At 37.1% G+C, this 21,702-nt stretch carries 17 protein-coding genes; 10 read left to right on the top strand and 7 right to left on the bottom strand.

All coding sequences use genetic code 11. The annotated features are described in order from the left end of the window. Positions 1 to 335: 335 nt before the first annotated feature. Positions 336 to 3,221, bottom strand: coding sequence for a hypothetical protein (locus ISX45_RS04320; protein WP_194520046.1), 2,886 nt, complete (start codon positions 3,219 to 3,221; stop codon positions 336 to 338). Positions 3,222 to 3,970: 749 nt separating this feature from the next. Here ISX45_RS04320 and ISX45_RS04315 point away from each other — a divergent pair. Then, entirely contained in the window at positions 3,971 to 5,086 is a 1,116-nt protein-coding gene (locus ISX45_RS04315) for a site-specific integrase (protein WP_194520045.1), read from the top strand. Between the two features lie 183 nt (positions 5,087 to 5,269). Here ISX45_RS04315 and ISX45_RS04310 read toward each other — a convergent pair whose 3' ends face one another. The 5 genes from ISX45_RS04310 to ISX45_RS04290 form a co-directional block, all read right to left on the bottom strand. Further along, positions 5,270 to 6,532 carry a PTS ascorbate transporter subunit IIC gene (locus tag ISX45_RS04310; RefSeq protein ID WP_194520044.1) on the bottom strand — a complete coding sequence of 421 codons (1,263 nt, stop codon included), beginning with the start codon at positions 6,530 to 6,532 and terminating at the stop codon, positions 5,270 to 5,272. A gap of 143 nt (positions 6,533 to 6,675) precedes the next feature. Next, entirely contained in the window at positions 6,676 to 6,942 is a 267-nt protein-coding gene (locus ISX45_RS04305; protein ID WP_181557088.1) for a PTS sugar transporter subunit IIB, read from the bottom strand. A gap of 31 nt (positions 6,943 to 6,973) precedes the next feature. Then, on the bottom strand, positions 6,974 to 9,031 hold the full coding sequence (locus ISX45_RS04300) for a BglG family transcription antiterminator (protein ID WP_194520043.1): 2,058 nt from the start codon (positions 9,029 to 9,031) through the stop codon (positions 6,974 to 6,976). 995 nt (positions 9,032 to 10,026) lie between these two features. Beyond that, positions 10,027 to 12,147, bottom strand: a complete 2,121-nt coding sequence (locus ISX45_RS04295; RefSeq protein ID WP_194520042.1) for a GDYXXLXY domain-containing protein — start codon at positions 12,145 to 12,147, stop codon at positions 10,027 to 10,029. A gap of 303 nt (positions 12,148 to 12,450) precedes the next feature. Then, complete coding sequence (locus ISX45_RS04290) at positions 12,451 to 12,852, bottom strand: DUF4362 domain-containing protein (RefSeq protein WP_194520041.1); 402 nt, start codon at positions 12,850 to 12,852, stop codon at positions 12,451 to 12,453. Between the two features lie 510 nt (positions 12,853 to 13,362). Here ISX45_RS04290 and ISX45_RS04285 point away from each other — a divergent pair. The 8 genes from ISX45_RS04285 (at position 13,363) to ISX45_RS19405 (ending at position 19,068) form a co-directional block, all read left to right on the top strand. Next, a complete protein-coding gene (locus tag ISX45_RS04285; protein ID WP_194520040.1) occupies positions 13,363 to 13,746 on the top strand; it encodes a YwqH-like family protein in 384 nt (127 codons plus the stop codon). A gap of 15 nt (positions 13,747 to 13,761) precedes the next feature. Then, entirely contained in the window at positions 13,762 to 14,034 is a 273-nt protein-coding gene (locus ISX45_RS04280; RefSeq protein ID WP_194520039.1) for a YwqI/YxiC family protein, read from the top strand. Positions 14,035 to 14,049: 15 nt separating this feature from the next. Next, the gene (locus ISX45_RS04275) at positions 14,050 to 15,666 is read left to right on the top strand and encodes an LXG domain-containing protein (protein WP_194520038.1); all 1,617 of its coding nucleotides are present in this window, start codon (positions 14,050 to 14,052) and stop codon (positions 15,664 to 15,666) included. Positions 15,667 to 15,805: 139 nt separating this feature from the next. Beyond that, on the top strand, positions 15,806 to 16,408 hold the full coding sequence (locus tag ISX45_RS04270) for a hypothetical protein (protein WP_194520607.1): 603 nt from the start codon (positions 15,806 to 15,808) through the stop codon (positions 16,406 to 16,408). A gap of 63 nt (positions 16,409 to 16,471) precedes the next feature. After that, the gene (locus ISX45_RS04265; RefSeq protein ID WP_194520037.1) at positions 16,472 to 17,266 is read left to right on the top strand and encodes a hypothetical protein; all 795 of its coding nucleotides are present in this window, start codon (positions 16,472 to 16,474) and stop codon (positions 17,264 to 17,266) included. Between the two features lie 236 nt (positions 17,267 to 17,502). After that, positions 17,503 to 18,186 carry a hypothetical protein gene (locus ISX45_RS04260; RefSeq protein WP_194520036.1) on the top strand — a complete coding sequence of 228 codons (684 nt, stop codon included), beginning with the start codon at positions 17,503 to 17,505 and terminating at the stop codon, positions 18,184 to 18,186. 93 nt (positions 18,187 to 18,279) lie between these two features. Then, positions 18,280 to 18,546 (top strand): hypothetical protein, encoded by a 267-nt coding sequence (locus ISX45_RS19410; protein WP_228485622.1) that lies wholly within the window; start codon positions 18,280 to 18,282, stop codon positions 18,544 to 18,546. A gap of 18 nt (positions 18,547 to 18,564) precedes the next feature. Next, a complete protein-coding gene (locus ISX45_RS19405) occupies positions 18,565 to 19,068 on the top strand; it encodes a hypothetical protein (protein WP_228485621.1) in 504 nt (167 codons plus the stop codon). Between the two features lie 859 nt (positions 19,069 to 19,927). Here ISX45_RS19405 and ISX45_RS04250 read toward each other — a convergent pair. Beyond that, a complete protein-coding gene (locus ISX45_RS04250) occupies positions 19,928 to 20,353 on the bottom strand; it encodes a MarR family winged helix-turn-helix transcriptional regulator (protein WP_194520035.1) in 426 nt (141 codons plus the stop codon). Between the two features lie 252 nt (positions 20,354 to 20,605). Between ISX45_RS04250 and ISX45_RS04245 the strand changes: the two genes are divergently transcribed. After that, entirely contained in the window at positions 20,606 to 21,637 is a 1,032-nt protein-coding gene (locus ISX45_RS04245) for an AbrB family transcriptional regulator (protein WP_194520034.1), read from the top strand. The last annotated feature ends 65 nt before the right edge of the window (positions 21,638 to 21,702 follow it).

Below are 21,702 nucleotides of genomic sequence, written 5' to 3'. Positions count from 1 at the left end.
CTTTTACATATTAACTATAGCAAAATTCCTAAACCCTAACTATAAGATTTAAAAATTTGAGAGACAGGGGGGAGAAATGTTGCGGTTCGGTGTAGCTATATTTTTTAGAAAAAGTAGGAGAAACGCAACACGCATCAATTTTGAAAGGTGAATGGGATAACGAAGGAGGGCATTTTTATAGAAAATGAGACATGTAGGAGATGATGCATTATATTTTATGGATGTTAGAGACAAATTAATAAAGAGTTATTATTATATAGCTGTAGCTCTTAGGTTCAAGATATCTGAGATATCCTATTCATTTTGGAAATAATACGGTATGTAATAATTATTTATTAATAATCCTTAATATAGGTTTGGCGGTTTTGTTCTCTGATATTAAACTCGATCAATAACTCCATAAATAGCTTCTCTTTTTGTATACGCTGAAATTTCTTTTTTCCCGCCGCCTCCTCCAAGCCTAGTTTTTTTCTTAAATCTTTTTTTCTTAGCACTTCCCCATTTTTTAAGTTCATAAATATCTCCTTGATACAGGAGTACCAATCAGGTAGGCTATCCTCAATTAAGTTCCATTTTTCCATTTTGGCATTACAAAAATACTCCTTCAAAAGATTAACCAACACTTTATCTTTTGTTGGAAGGAATATTTTTATAGGTTCCGTACTGTTTTTGATACGAATCTTAATTCTATTCATATCTTGAATAAGATCGATTAATTGATCATTAAGCTTTAAAAGTTCAAGCTTAATGTCTTTAAATCGCCTTACTTTATTTATAGTGATTGTTGAAGTGTCTACAGGCTTACCATAGATAGCTTCATATTTTGCAATATAATAAGCATCTCCTTTATGCTGGGTTCCTGCTACTACCATTGCTGTGCAATCTGCGTATTTATTCGAACCCTTGACATTACCAAAATGGTCTACTTTTACTTGCCCCGCTTCTATCTCCTTTTTTAATTTTTCTTTAAACTCAGGTTCATGCATTTTATAACAAAGAACAAATACACTGTCATTTTCAGAAATTCGTTTAATATTTTCTGAAATAACATCAACATCTATATTGTCTTTGTTACTTTGAAATGCTTGTTTACTGAGTGTTAAGTGGGCTACATGAAGTGACAAAGATTCGTATGTTCTGAGTCGCGGTACTTCGAGGAAATTAAAGGAACTATCGCTCTTATATTCTAGATCGATAGATGAGGTGCCATCTAAAATTAGTGTATTGTAGTTCTCAAAGTTATAATTATTTATTCTTTGTATATAGATACTTACTTTATTTTGTTGATTATGAATCACCCACCCCCCATTACGAACAAGATGTTCAATCTGATTGATTAAATCCACATTAACTCCATCATATTTTTTGTACCATATAGATTTAAAATTAAAGGAACAACACGGATCAATTGCTTCAAATATTCCTTTTTCAATATAGCAGGTTGCAAATTTTTCACGTAACCTTGCAATTATATTTTTAACTTCAGCTGCATCCTCAACCTCCCACGCCATTTTTCCAAATTCCCATTCAAATTCATCTATATCATTTTTTGATATTTTATTGATTTGAACAAGAGGCGGTTTTTCGTCAATAATTAACATTTTGCGTTTATGCTTATTTCCAGTTCGGTCATACCAATACTCATAGTTCTTTAAGCGGTCTTTGTCCATCATTAAACGGGCGTGAGTAATAATGACGATGGGGTGTTGTTTTTGATCGTTATATTTTCGGGGAATAGGGCACTTGTTTAATTCTGAACATCCTCTGCAAATCCCATGCCTATATTCGACTAGATCTTTTTTACAGAAATCAGATGTAAATGGACTTTCCATCACATAAGCCGCTTTTCCAACTTGATAAATTGGTACATCAATTTCACCAATTTGGATTCTAAATTCTCCCAAACTATCAGCAAGTTGTTTTGCTGTTTCAATACGTTCTACAACGATGATAGCCCCAGCATTTTCTACATCGTGGAACAGCAAATACTCTAAAATTGTTTTCATCAAAGTACTTTTTCCACCGCCAGGTTCTAATGGGACACAAAGTAAACTCGGATTATCAGAAAGTATAAACTGAATAATGTTTTGATATACTAACTTTACGTCTTCGGTAACCTCAATACCCCGTTTTTGCATAGTAGAAACCAATTTGTCTAAGATACCTATTACCTTTGTTTTATTGTGCTTAATATTGGTATCTAACGGAATTACTTCATTTACCGACATACTTGATATATTAATGCTTTTGTACTTTTCTTCGTTCAGGGACATTAGCTTCTTCCACTGATGGCTTAAATCTTCCCACCCTTTATATTCAGCCACCCATCCTAGATTCTTACCTCGACCGATTTCACATTCTCCATCAGCATGACCTCTCGAACAGTGCACAATAAGGTTTTCTTTAAACATATATGCCGATGGTGAAGTATCATTGTGTACAGGGCATTGAAAAGATAGGCGATCTCCACGATCGATATACTTTAAATCTTCCAAATCAAGATATTCCATAAACAGTTGAATAATTTCTTCCTTTTCCTTCGACAGCCCCTCCACAGTTCTATACTCTTTTACTAAATGCTTTTTAATATTAAGCGGAAAAGCTTCCATTAACTGCTGTTGCGTGTATATGTTATCTGGATTGAAGAAAATAACTTCTTCAGTATATACCTTACCTTCCTGCCAGTCCTTATAGTTTTTTACAAAAGGTAAGCGAAGAGCATGTGAAGGGTTAATTACATTTCCATCTCCATTAAAAAATTCAACTAATTGCTGTTGTATATTTTTGAAGTGAGCAATAGATTGTTGACGTGATTGATGAGATGAGACATCCCAATATGCTTCGCTAATTCTATACAACACTTTATGCCCTGCTCTTCCGCGGTAAATCATGGTTGGCTCAAGCGGAGCAGAAAGAATGCGCTCCAACTGTTCTTCTTTATCTCCTTTGTCAATATCAACAAAATGCCAACGGATCTCCTGAACAGTATTATCGCTCGTACTTCCGTTCGGATAAAAACATAAACCAAGTTTTTCACGTTCCATCCAATCCAATAATAATTTAGTTTGATTATCTGCTTCTGACATGATAATTGTCCCCATTGTAAGGTAATCTCTTGGGTTTTTTTTATCATCAATAAGAACTAATACAGGGAAATCCTCCCACCCTTCACCTAAGTATTTTACGGCATCTAATAAATTTTCCATCTTAATATTGGACATTATAGAACTCCTTTCCTAAAAAAGGGACATATTCTTATATATTTACATAAGAGAATGTCCACTTTTGTTTTTTAATGGCGGTTCACCGCCCCATTTACCCTATACGCCGCTACTATTAATGAGTTAAGGGATAGCTATAAAATTTTTTATGGATTTGAAAAATAAACGGGTTATATTGGTGCGCAACACTATTCACGAAAAATCTCCTGTAGATAAAATAAGCCCCCCGCCCTTGTGCTTGGCAAAAGCACATTTTCTAGGTATGGGGGAGGGGGTTTTGGAGCTATATCATGGATATAAAATTTTAAAAATAATGCAATTCGAAATAGATAAAGGATAGAGATTACTTTTCAAGTCTGCTATAATCATGTAATTTTTTTATTTTAAAGTGGGTTCAAAACAGTGGATAAAGAGTATGAGGAAGATAATCATTAAAAGTTATAAAGGAAGGGAAGAGCAATAAATCAGTAAAAATTAGCAGATGGTGTATTGTTATTGTCATTCATAAGAACAAAAAGAATTTATTCCATAACAATAAGTTGCTTAGTAATATGTACATAAATTTATTTTGCTTCCCTCTTAACTGACTCCCCCCGCAGGCGTATATGGCTATTGAGCAAAAATTTTAAAATACGGGGGTTTTATTAGATGTTTACAATTGTTTATATGCATTTTATTTGCTACATTATGGTTAAGGAAGCTTGTCATGTTGCCTTTAGAGGACATCTATGGAAGGGAGGATGTCTTCTATGGGGTATGTAAAGCAAGGTAAATCAACATGGTATTTTGTTGCAGAGCTAGGTCCTGATCCAGTTACAGGTCAACGAAGAAGAACGAAACAGAGCGGGTTTAAATCAAAGAGGGATGCTGAAAAGGCACTTGCTTTAATTGAAGCGGAGATATTCAAAGGCACGTATTTTAAGCCATCAAATACTCCATTTAAAGACCATCTTTACGAATGGTTAAAAGTGAAAAAGAACAGTATTAACATCCAAACAGCGCAAGTTTATGAAAACTATATGAACAATCGAATCATTCCAGTGTTAGGACACGTGAAGCTGTCACAACTAACACCTATGTTGCTGCAAAATTATGTGAGTAATTTAAAAGAAGAAGGTCTTGCGAGTGCAACGATCAAAAAAATTTACAATATTATAAAGGGATCACTCGATTATGCTGTGAACATGGAGCTTTTACCTTCTAATCCCGCAAAAAAGATCCAGTTACCAAAGGATAAAAAGAAAGAAATGACTGTATGGGATATAGATGAAATTAAAGCTTTCCTTAAAGTAGCTAGCAAAGATCGACTATATCCCGCTTTTCATTTGGCGATCACGACTGGAATGCGGCGGGGTGAGATACTAGGACTGCGCTGGAAAGATGTTGACCTTGATAAAGGCATATTATATGTTCGTCAAACCTTGAGTAAAGATGGAAAGAAATTTTTGAGCGGGGCTAAAACAGAATCAAGTGTCCGTAGTATTAAACTCTCAAATGAAACCATTGCTGTTTTAAAGAAACATAAGGCTAGAGTAGCTAGAGAAAAGCTACAACTTGGACCTGACTATGTGGACTATGACCTTGTCGTCTGTACGTCAAAAGGTACACCTGTAAACCCTGAGAATTTGAAAAGGACTTACGAAAGGTTGATTAAAGAAGCGGATGTTCCAAAGATTCGCTTTCATGACCTACGCCATACTCACGCAACAATGCTTCTCGCTCAAGGAGTACACGCAAAGGTCATATCGGAACGTCTAGGCCATAGCAATATTAAAATAACGCTAGACACTTATTCACATGTATTACCTAATATGCAGGAAGAGGCCGCTAATCAAATCGATGCCCTGTTATCAAAATCAAACTAAAAATGCTTCGGCACCGAAACGGCACCAACCGTAACTTGGACGCTGTTTTGAGTGCCTGCCTATAAAAACAAAAAAGCTCGAAACCCTTGATACACAAGGGCTTCAAGCTTCTCGAATTGATGATTCCGACTGGGCTCGAACCAGCGACCTCTACCCTGTCAAAGCAGAGGTGTTCCTCTTCTGTCATGAAAACAACTTAATCAAATACCCCAACAAAATCCCCACAATTCCAAAATCCGAATCTCCGAACGTTGTGCCTTCAAAGCCGAGCGAGCCGAGTACTGGTAGTAAGAGTGCTGGTAAGAAAGAAATCAAGATTCCGTTGGCAAATGCTCCGAAAACGGCGCCTCGTCTGCCGCCTGTGGCGTTGCCGAATACTCCCGCTGCTGCTCCGGTGAAAAAGTGTGGGATTAATCCAGGAACGATGACTTTTAAGCCGACGAGCGGCAAGATAAACATCGAAATAATTCCCGCCACAAAGCTTGATAAAAAGCCGATGATGACGGCGTTCGGCGCATAAGGGAACACCGCTGGACAATCGAGCGCTGGCTTTGCGTCTTGCACTACTTTATCGGCAATTCCCTTAAATGCTGGAACAATTTCCGCAATGAGCATCCGTACTCCTGCTAATACGACGTATACCCCTGCGGCGAACGTAATCCCTTGCATAAGGGAGAAGACAAGGAAATTCACGCCGTCGCTTAATTGTTTTTCGATAAATTCTTTTCCGGCAAATGGGGCGACAATGAAGAATAATATGACCATTGTCAGTGACATCGCAACCGATGTATCGCGAAGGAATCCTAGTGATTTCGGCACTTTAATATCTTCTGTGGATTGCGCTTTGTTTCCAAGCAGCTTCCCGATCCACGCTGAAGTAAAGTAACCGATGGAGCCAAAATGGCCTAAGGCGATTTGGTCGGTGCCGGTAATTTGGCGCATATACGGTTGAAGAATCGCTGGCATAAATACCATTAAACTTCCAAGAATAATAGAACCAACGATGACAAGCGGAATTCCGGTAACGCCGCCTGTAGCAAATACAGCGGAAATTAAGCACGCCATGAATAACGTATGATGTCCAGTTAAGAAAATGTATTTAAAACGAGTAAATCGCGCGATAAGAATATTGACAACCATTCCAAACAGCATAATCATCGCTGTTTCTTTCCCGAACGTTTTTTGAGCAATGGCAACGATCGCTTCGTTATTCGGAATGACCCCTTGAATATGGAACGCTTTTTCAAACATTTTTCCGAAAATATTTAGTGATCCAATTAAAATTCCGGCTCCGCCACCAAGAATCACAAATCCCATAATCGTTTTTAACGTGCCGGAAACGATATCTGGAAAACTTTTCTTTTGCAGTAATAGGCCGATGAAGGCAAACAAGCCTACTAAAATCGCCGGTGAGCCTAATACATCTTTCATAATGAAATCAAACATCGCGCACTCTCCTTCTCTTTATCGTCAGTTTTAGGAGTATCATTTTTTTCTCTAAAAATCTCTTTCTTGTTTTCTCATTCTTTCGTATACTTCTAAAAGGGAAAGTTTTTCTTTTATGCAGGCGACCGCCTGCTTCTTTTTATTTACAAATGTTTCTCTAGCACGGATCTTAATTCATCAAGATCAAGAATATTTGTCAGTTTGGCAACATTTCGTGTACCATCATCCAGTGCTTCGACTAAATCTTTTGCCCCTAAATATAAATCCGCTTTTTCTGTTTTGCTTGTTGCTAAATCAGTATGAGAAACTTCGGCTTCTATCCCTAGCTCTTTTAACACGTTTTTGACATTCATTTCGATGATAAAACTACTTCCAAGTCCATTTCCGCAAACGACGAGAATTTTTTTCATCTTCTTTTACCTCCATGATCGATATTTTATTTTAATGAGAATATGCTTCGATTAATGTGAGTACTTCGTCTACCGAATCGGTTGAGAATAATACACGCATATTTTCTTTATCTGATAACAATTTTGTCAGTTGTGAAAGCGCTTTTAAATGTGTTTCATTATCAATGGCAGCTAAAACGATTAAAACATATACCCGGTGTTCTTCTTTTTCAGAGAATAGACAACCGTTTTTTATTTTAAGAAAGCTCATTCCAATTTTCTTTACTCCATGTTCCGGCCGAGCGTGTGGCAAAGCAATTCCTGGTGAAATCACGATGTAAGGTCCCAATGTCATCACATTATCAACCATCGCCTGAATGTATTCGTTTGTAATATAACCGTTGTCCAGTAACGGTTTCGCAGCAAGTATAATCGCTTCCTTCCAATCACCTACCTCTTCAACAAATTGAATGTGTTGTTTTGTAAGCAAATCTTTCAGCATTGGTTTTTTAAAAACCTCCTTTCTTTTACTTTGACTAATATATTCATGCAGTTCTTGAATCAATGCTTTTTCATTGATGATCGTTGTATGCTTTTTAACGATCTCCAATAATGCTTCGACTGATAAAGCATGAGTTTCAGAAAGCTGGTTTGTTTCTCTTAAAAGCAACATTTTATCTGCAGCTGTTAAAATGGGACGAACCATATAAATAGGGACATCTCGCGATTGTAATGGAATCGTTGTAACAACAAAATCAACATGCTCCAGAGAATAAGCTCGATATTCTCTTACCGAGATGATGTCAATGACATCAACGGTTGGTAATAATTCTTCCATTTGTTTTTGTAAAATTCGCGATGTCCCAACGCCGCTTTCACACACAATGATCGCTTTTTTCCGAGTCGGAACAGACACCCCTTCTCTGTCAAGCCATCCACCGAAATGCATGGCGATATAAGCGATTTCATCATCGTTTACGGATTGCCCGACGATGTTCTCAACATGATGAACAACTTTTTTCGTTAAAGTAAAGATGTCATGATAATTTGCTTTGACAGATTGGGTTAATTCATTTTGCAAATGAAGACCATATTTTAGACGGTAATACGCTGGTTTCATATGAATCAATAAATTTTTTTCCAACTCTTCACGATGCTTGAATTGTACACAAGCGTACGTTTGAAAATCGTCGACCATATTTTTGATCATTTGTTTTAACGTGACGATTTCGCTGCTTTGATCGATTTGCTTATCGTCTGTGACTCTTGAACCTAAAAGATAGGTTGTGAGATAACTAATTTCATCTTCAGGAATACTGATTTGGAAAGCGTTTTCAATTTGAGTAATTATATAGTGAGCCGCTTTGTATTCCCTAGTCGACTGTAATACTTCTTTTTCTTGAGCATCCATTTGAACGTATTTGCCATGAATCCATCGTTTCATAAAAATAGAGAGATAAATCGTTAATGTGTGAATAACGTCATCAGTGTAACGAATGGAAGAAAATGATTCTGACTGGCGAATAATATCGTTGATACGTAACGTGTGTCCGCCAAACCATTCAGAACATAGTCGTTCATAGCCAACTGTCGCCAAAAGCTGCGCTACATGATGTACGATCGCCTTCCGTTTTTGCGTTTCTTCTCCTTTGATGAAATATCCTTGTTTACGATGGAATTCTAATTGCAATTGAAACGACTGCCATTCCGCCTTGAGTTCCTTGATATCATTCAATAAAGTGCTACGGCTCACTTGAAGCCTTTCTAAGAAGTCACGCAAAAAGATCGCGTGATTACGACTAAAAATCAATAATCCAATCCAAGCTTTTCTTTCTTCTGAAGAATACTCGTAATGTCGAATCGGTTGCAACGTTTGCAATTTTTGCGCAATTTGCTTTTTGACTTGATCGTCCACATAAAAGCCGATTGTGCGTACATGTTTCAGCTTTGAAAAACCTTGACATTGCAGCCAGTCATTGATTTTTTGAATATCGTAGTAGACCGTTCGCTTTGAGATTTGCAAGGACTGAGCCAACTTATCAGCAGTTACATGAGTAGAAGAACTAAGCAGCATATTCAAGATTTGGACACAACGGGCATCGAGTATCATGTTGGAGCGCTCCTTCACTTCCATTGTGCAAATAATTATACTCTAATAGATGGAATCTAGATTCATCTTACTGTTCATTATATTGAATTTTCGGCAAAAGATAAGCCCAAATGTTGTGAGCAGAATTGTGCAAAACATAGACTGATGCACAATAAAAAACCACATCCGTAAACAGATGTGGCAACAATCGGATTCACAACAATTTTAAGCACTTAGCACGCTTCTTTATTTTCTTCATTCTTTGTAACCATTCATCCTATCAGTGGAAATATCCTTTTTATGTATATAAAGTGAATAACCATCAGCTTCTTGAGGTTCGCCAACACTCCTTGCTTTTGTTTTTTGGTGAGATGGATACGACGCGCTACGTCTCTGACAAAATAGTATGGACGTCTACTTCACTCCGAAACGTGCCGATATGTTGGGCTTGACCTTCATCATCCGTAAGCTTGTCGGCCGATTCACCGCCGTCTCTCCGCTGGCTGGATGACCAAAACGCCTTCAATGAGTTCGGCCGCTCTTTTTCTTTTAGTCTAATAGTCAGGTATTTTGTACAAAATTTTATACGTCATCAATACTCTTAGGCTATATTTTATGTATTTTCACAGAAAAAGATGATTTCAGAAACGAAATAGCTTTTGAAATCATCTTTTTTCCCCTCATTCTGTCTCTTCTTCGTAATGCTGCCACATGATTTTTTCAATTGTTCCGTACTCTCTCTTGAAACGACTTCATCAAGCGCCTCTTCCAACTATTCGATTAAATCATACAGATAAGAAGGAGACGAGCGTCCTTGCTCCGCAAAAGCTTTCCTTGTGAACGGAGATCATCGAGCGCTTCAGCGAAAATCTTTTCTTTTTTTTCGCTAATTCTAAATCTTGAATCCACTACATCAAACGTGGCATGACTCCAAATAAAATCGTAATATTCTTCTAAAGATACTTCTCTAAACCGTTTTGTTTTTCGCATTATATTCACTAAACACTCATCTCTCGCTATTTCTCCCGAATCTCTTCCAGCAACGCATCCCCTGTCTCACTCACGCGTACATAAGCAAAGCGTGCACGTTCTTGCAAGTTTCCTCCCGTCCCCTCTGGCACAAAGTAAGATTCAATACCGTAAATAATCGTATCGCCATAAAGCGTTCCGTTTAACAATACATCCCCTTCTTGAGGAATGTATCCACCTTGTCGTTTGCCGTTCATCGAATATACATGTACGAACCGATGCACGCCATTTTTATCTTTCCGTAATACAATTTGTACTTTGCCGCGTCCATCTATATGAGGAATCGTCGAAATATCATAGCGAAGACGAACATAATCTCCTTGCAACAAAGAACGCGGATCGATTGGTTCTAATTCGAGTTTCACTACTTCTCCGTGACGCAAATGTTGTTCCTTATCCCATACGATATAACCCGCAAATATCGTTTGTGCCATTATGACAACCAACAAAGGCAGCCATTTTCGATACAGCCCGTCGCTATCTTTAGTGCAAACGGGTCTTCTTCGATTTTCCAACACCGCCGTTCCTATGAAAAACAAAAGTCCCGCAAGCAACAGACTAATCGATTTATCCAACAAATCCCAAGCAAATTCATAATACTTGAAGAAAAGGAACAGCCAAAAATAGCCCCAGACAATCAAATGTTCATAGCGCTGGCGATGAATCGCTGGAGTAAAAAGAAGCGCGATGATCGTGATCGCAAACAATAGATTGGAAATGACATACCAAACGTCTACATCTAATTGAAAGAAATCCATGTTTGTTAATAAAAGAAACGCTCCTAATCCTAACGTGAGAGGCAATAGGCGGGACCCGCTCTTTCGTTTGAGAAACAAATATAGACATACGTTCAATACGACGACAACTAACAAGGCAAGACGTCCTTTATCTGTCCAATTATAGATAATCATTGCGGAATATAAGGATAAGGCAATGTTCGTAAGCGCGCGCATTCCTGTGTCAGCAGATAGCACATAGTAAACAAGAAGCGTGATGCTATAGATGGTAAGCAAAATCAGCGATATTTCCCATGTCGTCATGATTCCAAGACCGTAGCCGATGGTGAGCAGCGTGTATCGTACCGTCGGATTCCAACTGTTTCCCCACATCGCTGGAACGACAAAACCAATAATCGATATCGCAAACAACAAGTTCATCGAAAAGGATTCCATCCATATCGTAAGAAGCCCCATAATGCTCGCAATCGCGATGAACGAAGCGACAAGCGTGACGATGACTTGAAAAGCAATGAGAAAAATACGTCCTTTTGCCCCCTCGCTCGAAATATGCTTAACACGTTTTAACAAATACACGCTTGCATACACAATCGCTGCCGCAACCACTAACCCACCAAGCAAAAATCCCGTTTTAAAATGCTCGCCGACAAACCGAAAATATTCTACAATCAAAAATGCTCCCGCAAACAAACTTGTTAACAACACATAAGCGCGTCTTTTGGCCACAGCGAAAAAGTAATAAAAGAAGCCGACAAAGAAAAGCACATAAACGTACGGCCACCATTCAACATAATGATAGACAAGCTTATGAAAATAAATGACAAACAGCCATCCGTGCATCGCCGTGTATGCGAGATACGAAACGACGGTGGATCGATGCAAGATGAACACGACTCCATTTATGAATGCGAATAACAAAAGCAGAAAAAACGATTCCCATTCGCCCCTCACTATACTATACGAAGATGGAAAATAATAAAACCAGCATGTTAGTTCCAATAGCACTACACTCATGACATAAAACACTTCATACTTCGTGATCCAAGCCAACACGACTGTTGGGATAAGCCAAATGAAAAATAACCAATAGCTGTCTGCATGCGAATTATAAATTTGCCCGATGAGCGCCATCGTAATCCCAAACGCCACCGCCCCGGCAACAAACAACCATCTTCCTAAAAAATCGTGACGCTTCATGCCATACGCTAAAATCGCGCTCACGCCGTAAAACAGCCACATCAGCCCAACACTTAACCCCACCTTTTCTAAACGGTCCATAAATTTCCAATTAGAAGCAAAAAAATAAATAATCGATGATAGGGTAAGCGCAACTCCTAATAAATACCCCGTCCTTACCAATCGCCCTGCCATCACATTTCCCTCCCAACCGATAAAAAATGTTTCTCATTATTTTATGAGGTATTTCTGCTACTGTGTTGTGGAAACATAATCGTTTATATATAAAAAATATTTAAAATATTCCACTTTTATTGTATCATAGCCGGCTTACATAATATAGAAAAAGCAAAAGAAACTCCTCGTCCAGGTAACGGGTTCACTTCAGGGAAAGAAAATATTAAAAAATGCACCAAATAACAAGGTAATAGCAATGTATTTATCATAAAAATGACTATATAAATCGCAGTTCAAAAGGGCATTATCGTAATGATATGCCTACCTATTCCAAATGACTAAAACAATATTCTTAGTGCTACCTTTGTCACAACCATCTAATAAATAATCTGTTCTATCCTGGCTTTTTTCTATTTTGATTGATTTACAAGTTGAAGTATTTATACTTTCATTTCCAAATTTATCTCTTGTAGCGTCTGTTTTTACAGTAATACTTTCTCCATCATATTTAAGGTCTTGTATTATTGGGTCACCTTCATGTGTATAAGCAACTATTCTAATCTTATCGTCTTTACCTTGATGAACATTTTCTACAAATTGCATAAACCTATCAAGATTGATTATATTCCCGTGTTTATTAACAATATCGTCTTTTGATGGCTCATATTCCTCGCAACTAGACACTAGGAACATAGTTACCATAAAACAAATTATTTTTTTCATTCCATTATTTCCCCCATTTGTATTCCCCTAAATGAATTATATCATTTAAAGCGTATTTTTTGTCTAAAATTCCCAATCATTACTCAAAGAGCAAGTTGCTGTCTTTTTAGTATATAAATTCGCAATAGTTTTAACATATTAGTTTTTTAAATGACAATAATTATTGTCATTTTATGCTAATTTAGTTGCGATTTTATACGCCAAAGTAGCAAACAACAAAAATTAAAAGACCAATTCTAATGCGAATTGGTCTGATAGTAGCTTGTTTTCTCTCTCACAAGTAGCCCCACTACGTTCAGGCATATTTTTTTACAAATACAGGCTAATTGAACTGCTTTTTTAAAATTCCAATAGGTACTTTTTATCATGTTTTTATGAAGAAAAGTAATTCCAAATCCTTAATTTTCCTATTACATATTTCTCAGAAAATAAATGCTGTGTAAAATATATAATGAATTCCATATTTTTTATAATCAGTAGTTATTTTGAATTCTTTAAAGGAAGATGAATATGACGGAGAAAGAATACATCATTCACCAATTATATAATGATATTTCTAATCTTGAAAACCAATTGCGCGGTAATCACGAAAAAATTGCACGGTTAAAAAAAGCTGAAAGCGGCATATCCAATGAACTTAGCGAATTGGTTGATCACAAAACACTTGTATTTGACCCCGAACTCACTCCTTATACATGGCAGGGCAAATATGCCGATATGTTTTTAGATATAAGAAACGACACCAATTACGCATACACAGGCATTATTCAGCAAACGGAAAGCCTTTTAAATGATATTTCCAAAAAGATATCGGAACTAGAAGCGATGAATACAAGCATTTCCAACACGATTTCTTCAAAACAAAACCAGTTGGCTCATTTGAAGGCTCAGTAAACAGGTGGGATCACAATGACAGAAATTAAAGTCCATTTAAAAGAAGTAGAAGCGTCCTTAGACGAGTTAAAACGTAAAATCGGCGAATTAAATACTAACCATTCACATCCATCGTTCCCGGTTTCCTCCCTTGATTTCATCACAAAAATAAAAGCAATTGAAGACCTTTATTATCAAATCGTTGCTGATTATAAAAATACGCTGTTAAACATTGAAAGCGATGTTCGCAGACATATTGAGAATCTTGCGGAGACAGACCGAAATATTGCCAAAAAGATGACCATATAACGGGGAGTCAAGACAATGAAGGTATTAAAAGTATCGGAAGTTTCGCATGAAATCAATCAATTGATCCGACAAAAACAGCAAGAAAAAGAACAAATTCTTGCTGTTCGCGATGCTGTGAACAAAATCATCCGTTTAGACGATGCTTTAAAAGGGGAAGGTGGTGAAGCGATTAAAGAGCACTTTGCTACTTTGCATATTCCTGCCATTCTCCTGTTGCATCAATTTCTTTATCAGTATTTAGAAATACTAAAAAATATTTTAGTTATCATCGAACATTTTGAAACAAATAGTGGTTTTATAAGCGAAGAATTTATCGAAACAGAAGTAAAAACAAGCCTTAATCAGTTAGAAAACTTCACTGAGGAAACAGTCAATAGCATCAATCAATATTTTTTCGACGTGGCAGATTTAGTTCATGGCACTCCCGTTCAAATTCTTCATTTTCATCATCAAATCGCCTCGGCAAAAAGTCACGCTCAAAAAACTGTCCATGAACTGGCGAAGCTTGATGAAGAAATTTCTCGCGAACTGACATCCATGCAAGAGCAGCTCGCTCAAATTCGTTCATTCACCCAAAAACTGCACGAATGGACAAAAGGCGGTGTTTTCTTAAGTAAAGAACAAATAAAAGAAATTGAAAATTTCATTTCCGAAACAGATACGTTCAAAGAAATGATTGATGATGCGATTGAGCTGTCTGTACAAGAGGGAGATTCCACTTTTGTAGGAGCCATCGCCGAATGGCTGGATTCCCTTGGCAAATTCAACGGCGGGCTTAGTGTAGCAAAAGGATTGCTTGCAGTTCACGTTCTCCGTACAGGTTTATTAACTTTATCAAAAGATGGAAAAGGGAATTTTATTATTAAAGCATCCCGAACGTGGATACAAGGAGCAAATAAAAAATACGAATCAAAGCTTGCAGAAAGAATCTACCAATTATTAGAAAAAGGAGATAAAAGCTCTAGCAATATCATTAAAAGAACTTTAGCAAAATATAATCGTGCGCCAAGCGGTGTTTTACGTGAGCTTATCGGTTTACATGCAAAAACAAATAAAATCAGTTTTGGGAAAATCGTCGCACAACAACACAAAATCCTTGTCTTTGATGAAAGCCTATTAAAACAATATAAAGCAAAAGTGGATATTAAAAGCACCGTTCGGCAATTTACAGATGTTAAATCTGTATCAAAACTTATTAAAAGGTTGCCATATGCAGGAATAGCATTCTCAGTTGGGACAAATATAGGTGAAATTTTCAGTGACGAGAATCAATATAAATCTTTGCCTGAAAAAGGTGGAAGATTTGCTGCAGGTATTGGACTCGATATTGGTGTTGCTGTTACAACGTCTGCAGGAGCATATATAGGTTCATTAATAGCACCAGGCCCAGGAACTATTATTGGCGGAGCTATTGGCGCCGGAGTTGGTATTGTTGGGTCATGGTTAATAGAGGATATTGCAAAAGACTTTGGCGAAAAAGTCGGACGCGAATTTGGAGAGAGTGTACGAGAAATCAAGGAATCTGTGGAGAAGGTTGGAAAAGAAATTGAAGAAGGTATTGAAAACGTTACAGAAATGGTAAGTGATTCTTTAACAAGCGCGGGAAAGTTTATTGCGGATTTTTTTAATTAGTGTAATAAAAATTGAGATTATACCAAAATTACTTTAACAAAGGAGATATTTATATATGAAAGTATTATTTCCAAGCTCTGAATTGAAGCAACAAGTCCGCACATTTCCATTAAAAAAAAAGAATAAAAAAAATTTCTCTATGAAAAGAGGCGCAGCCTTTTTTTTAGAGAGTAATCTCTTTGTACTTCTCATTCTCGCTATACTTCTCATCAATAAAAATGACTGGAATGAAGACGGTTCAATCATGGTTTTCATTTTTATTTCCGGTTTTGAACTCCTGTTTATGTTGCTTTTTGTTCCTGCTTGCTTTTTCTATGAACCGGTCCGTATAAAACGAATCATTCAATCGATCTTCAAAAAAAGAGAAAAAAACGAATGGATAGGAATGGCTTTAGCTTTTTGCGTAATAACCCTTTTTTCTTTAGGCTTTATTTTCGATATACCTTATCCAAGCATCTATCTTCCAATATGGCTTACAGTTTGCTGGGTATGTGCTTTTGTGTCCATATTTATTCAGCGTGTTGTTATTGCTTATTATTATTCTAACGCGAACATAGAGAATAACCAGGAAAGTATATCAAATTATTTTTTTAAATATGTTACGTTATTTATTATGGGCTTTAACCATTATATTCAATTACTTCTATCCAAAATGCCATTTTTGCTTAATAAATTATTTGCAATTTTTGCTTTCCTTTTACTATTTGCCCAATTTTTTATCGTTCTTATGATATATGATTAATAAAATCATTTATCTATTTTAAATAATAAAAATAAATAATAAATAATTAGGAGATGCGATCACATGAGTACAAATGGAACCATTGCTTTATCGATGAACGAACTAGTTTCTGCTCTAGCTTTATGCGGATACAGTGAAATAGCCAGCCAAATATTAAATGATGCTATTTTAGTAGAAAATGAAGAAGAAGAAAAACGTTTTATCCGTGAAGTCGAGCAGTTGCTGCATCAGAAAGGTTATTTAGATGTGACAAGAGAATCTTTATTAGTTCCGGGATTAGAAAATTTGATTCATCTGTTAGTACAGTCCAGAGAAAAAGTTCGATGCGTGGATATGAAAAAAAGACACGTATTGTTGCTGCACCGTGTTCATGATTCCAAAACTTTAGTTCAACACGTGAAAGGAAACGAACATTCCTTTTCATTTCATGATCCTCAAAAAGGATTTTTTAACTTGCTTGGTCACTTTTTTGCTTCAAATACTAGAAGAAAGAAGCCCGAAGATATCTTGCCTATGGAAATAAACAGTAAGCTGTTTGATGAACTTCATACATCAGAACAGGAAGTTCTTCTTGAAGCGATACGAGATGAAAAGGTTCCGTCCACTATGCGTTTATTTTTACAGGACTTTCTTGACAATGGGCAGGAATTAAACAATTTCGCTTTTATGGAATCCGATTATGTGAAAAATAGATCTGTTTTGGATCAAGTGGCTTTTTTCCTTCCAAGCAAATCGTTTATTTGGCATATTGACTATGAAAAGATTGAGAAGAATAAAATCTTTATTGTCCCTGTGTCCTTTCAAGAATATTTTCAAAAAGTAGAAGAGACGATAAAGGAATTTTTTCATCTATCCTAATTTTTTTATTAGTGTATGGCAAAATAAGATGATATATAAAATTTTGTGTAAAGCATTTTACTAGATCAAAAGAAAAAAGGTAGGGTATTCTCGATTGGACTAAAAATCTTAGAGAAAGAAGAACCCTACCTATGTCTAATAGTATACTGAATGTAGTTTACATTACACAAAATTCTTGACAGTACCTCATGCAGTCAAATAGATGATAATTGATAATAAAAAAGGAGATATCTACTATGAGAAGTGGGCTCCCACATTCTCAAGCAAAACAGCAATCAAGCTTAGCAGCAAATAAACAAACAGAAATATTTTCGTTGAAAAGGGGCATTCGCTTCTTTTTGCAAAGTCACCTTTTTCTCTTATTCATTATATTTCTATTTCTAATCAACAAAAATCAATGGACAAATAATGCGTTTGTAACCTTTTCCATGTTTTTCTCTGGTTTTGAACTTTTCTTTATCTTACTGTTTCTGCCCGCTTGCTTTGTCCCTAACCTGCCAACACTGAGCTTACATCGCATCATTCAGGCTATAACGAAAAAACGGGAAAGAAATGAATGGTTGGGAATGGCTATTGCATTTATCGTTTTTACCCTAGTTTCTTTCGTTTTCCTTCCAGCCAACATTCCTTACCCTAGTACTTATGTACAACTTTGGCTAGCATCTAATATAATGTTCACATTAATATCTGTCCTTTTCCAACGTCTTGTCTTTTTTTATTATAAGGCAGCTGTCAAAGCTGACGCAAAAAGTGCATCAGATTATTTTTATAAGTATTGTGGATTATTTATGCTTGGTTTTTGTTATTATATTCAACAAATTTTATCCCGTATGCCATTATTACTGAACAAGCTGTTCGCTGTTTTATTTCTTCTTCTCGTAGTATGGCAATTTTTTATGGTTGTTGGTGTCTTTAACTGAAATACAAAGTTTTTGACATTATATCGAATTAGTTTTACCCCATCATCGCTGTATTTCGACAACGAACTTCTTTTAAGAAAGGAAAGAAAAAATATGAACGCAAAAGGAACAATTCGCTTATCTACGAATGAATTTGTTTCTGCATTGGCTTTATCTGGCTACAGTGAATTAGCTAGTCAAGTTTTCAATGATCTTCAATTAATCAAACACGAAAAAGAATGGGAGCGTTTTGTTCAGCAAACAGAACAATTGTTAAGCCAAAAAGGTTACCTAGATGATACGAGAGAATCTTCATTAGTTCCCGGACTGGAAAACTTAATTCATCTCTTAGTACAATCACGAAAAAAGTACGATGCGTAGACTTGAAAAAAACAAGTGTTGTTTTTCCATCACATTCATCATTCAAATACACTGATTCAACATGTAAAAGGGAATGACCATTATTTTTCTTTTCACGATACGGAATCCGGTTATTTACACTTGCTTTGCGATTACTACGGAGTAAGCGGCGATATGAGGGCAGACGACGTTGAACCCATCGAAGTCACAGACCAATTATTTGATGAACTTCACCAAACAGATTCAGAAGTTCTGAGGCAAATCGTTCGTGATCATCGATTGACCGCTTCATTGCGGTTATTTGTAAACGATTTTCTTCGCCATGGACAGGAACTGAGCAACATCTCTTTTTTGGAATCTGATTATGCGAAAGACGAGTCTGTTATTGATCAAGTCGCTTTTTTCCTTCCAAGTGAATCATTTATTTGGCACATTGACTATGAAAGAGTCAAGCAGCATCAAATCTTCTTTATTCCGGTCTCCGTTCACGATTATTTCCGTAAAATCGATGAAACGACAAAGGATTTTTTTGATCTATCCTAATGTCCAATGTTGTTCCTCCCGCTATGATAAATGTTGTTGGCGGGAATTTTGTTTTTGTTCGATAAAAAGGCTTTTCCGCCTTCCACTATCTTCCCTTCGCTGAGTGGATGCCCAAAAAGGTCGCTCTTTTTTTCATACACCATTAAACAGATAGTTAAGGTAAAGTGACATAAGAGTGCCATTCCTTTTGCGATCATCGTTGATAAGCGAACATACAGCGAGATCCCAATGATTGCTGCAATTAGAACGAGCCACCATCTGCCTCTGCCTAATACGTAATGACCCATTTTGTTGGAACGATGCCATGAATGAGAAAACTAATCGCAACTCCGATAAGTAAAAAATGGATAGACGGTTTTCATCAGCGTCCCTGTTTCTGTGAATGATTCTTTAATGCTCGATCAGCCTAGGACCTGACGATGACATGTTTGACTTCATGTTGAAATCCGAGCTTCTCTAGTACAAAGCCAATGAGAATGGAAAAGATCGAAGTGATGATGGTATCATCCTAATGTAGCTTAAATTCTATACAGGTGAGACGAAAAGAAACGTCATCCCAAAGCAAAAACAGACGTTTCGGCTCAAAAGATAGACAATAATCGGAATGGTGGAGCATAAGCAAAACAGGGAACAAATGCAAAGGCAATAGCAATAGTGGGTGACTTGTAGTCGTCGTTTTCTCTAATGTTTCGTAGGAATGAACCTTGCAATAAGTGCACGACAAACGAAATTCCAACAAGGAGAATGATTCATTCGACACTTAACTAAAGAAAGATTGAAACACCTCTTGCCACATGCTCCTCTCCCCCTTTTGTTTGTAAAATGCAAATATCATTCATTTGAATAGGCAAGGAACGAATCACTTACTTCCGTACATCGGTTTACAACAAACGCTCGATTTTGCCATACAGTCATTCAGAAGTTGGATCGAGCGAAGGACGGTTTCTTTTTCAAATTCACTCATATGCGAAAACACTTCCGCTAAATATTCGTTCATTTCCGCATCAATTTTTGCCGCGATATATGCCCCTTCCGTTGTTAGGGAGAGGATCATAATACGACGATCTTCTGGATATGGTGTTTTTCTCACTAATCTCATTTGGACGAGCTTTTGCACTTGCCGGCTAAACGTTGTAATATCCATCCCGAGCGAATCGGCTACTTGTTGAACGGACGGCTGTTTCAACCGGTCAATTTCGTACAAGATATGACTTTGTACTAACGAAATCTCCATCCCGTCGACCGAACAGCAATTTTTATTCAAAAAACCAAACCGCTTTGTCATCGTTTGAAATAAGCTGCGATGTTTTCCACTTCTGCCGCTTCTGTCTTATTTATTGTTTGCAATTTACAATTTTTTGAATGAAATTAGTTTCATGCATAAAAACCTCTTAACGCACAATGACGATACTAGGTTCATTTGAATGGTAACAGTATTATTTATTTGAGGAATCTTACAAACATAAGCATTTTCCTTTCCATTCCTTTCGTTTTTTTCTACAATAGAAGTGACAGAGAATGGAAAGGGTTACGGACAATGAAAGTGTTAGAGACGTATTTAGTTGCTGGGCTTACTGGCTTGTTGTTTTATATGATCCATTCACCGATTCCATGGATGCTTGGAGCAATTACGGGGATGCTCGTGTGGAAAACGGTGACAAAGCGGACGTTAGTAGCGCCAAAATTTCTTTCGAATATTGGACTTATTATTTTAGGAACATATTTTGGATTGTCGTTTACGAAAGATACGTTTCTTACAATAGCGCCTTATATTGTTCCGTTTCTTGTTGTCGCTGTTTTGATGATTGCCATCACTATCACCAACAGCATCATTGTAGCCAAATGGATTCATGTCGATAAAATTACGAGCGTATTTGCTTCAGTTCCTGGCGGGTTATCAGAAATGGTCGCCGCAAGCGAATCGCTGAATGCGAATACGGCGTTAGTGACGATTTTTCAGACGATTCGTTTATTAACGGTCGTTTTTCTTGTGCCGACCTTTGTTGTGCATTGGTTAAACGGCGGAGCTTCTGCCAGCGCGTTGCCAAATGGCGCTGCTTCGATGTCTGACGGCAACTATCTCTGGTTTGCGTTTAGTATCGCTGGTGGCTTGTTATTGCGAAATCTGATTCCAGCAGCTTATGTCGTCGGTCCGTTAGCGGCAACAGCAATGATTCATGTGAGCGGGATTGAATTACCAGCACTTCCTGCTTGGTTGATTGTATTCGCACAAATTAGCGTCGGGATGAATATGGGAAATCGAATTACCGTCGAAGATATAAAGCTCGGCGGAAAATTTGGTTGGGTGTATTTTTTGCTGGCATTATTGTTAATCGCACTTTCGTTAGGCTGCGGTTACGTGTTCGCGAAGCTGACAAATCTCCCTTTGGCAACGGCACTATTAAGCCTTGCACCGGGCGGACTTGTTGAAATGGTGTTGACTGCCCAATCAGTGGGAGGAGACCCTTCCATTGTAAGCTCGCTGCAATTTATCCGCCTGCTGCTCGTGATTATTGTCGTACCGAACGTGTTAAAATGGGCATTTCGCAAATTCGACTATATGACATAACAACAGCACCCAGATGAATCGGGCGCTGTTGTTTTTCGTATATATGCCGATAGCTAATCATCATT

The organism is Thermaerobacillus caldiproteolyticus (genome assembly GCF_015326725.1).
GTDB classification, from domain to species: domain Bacteria; phylum Bacillota; class Bacilli; order Bacillales; family Anoxybacillaceae; genus Thermaerobacillus; species Thermaerobacillus caldiproteolyticus.
Note: the sequence above shows the minus strand (reverse complement) of the source record. Positions and strands in the feature narration are given on the sequence as shown.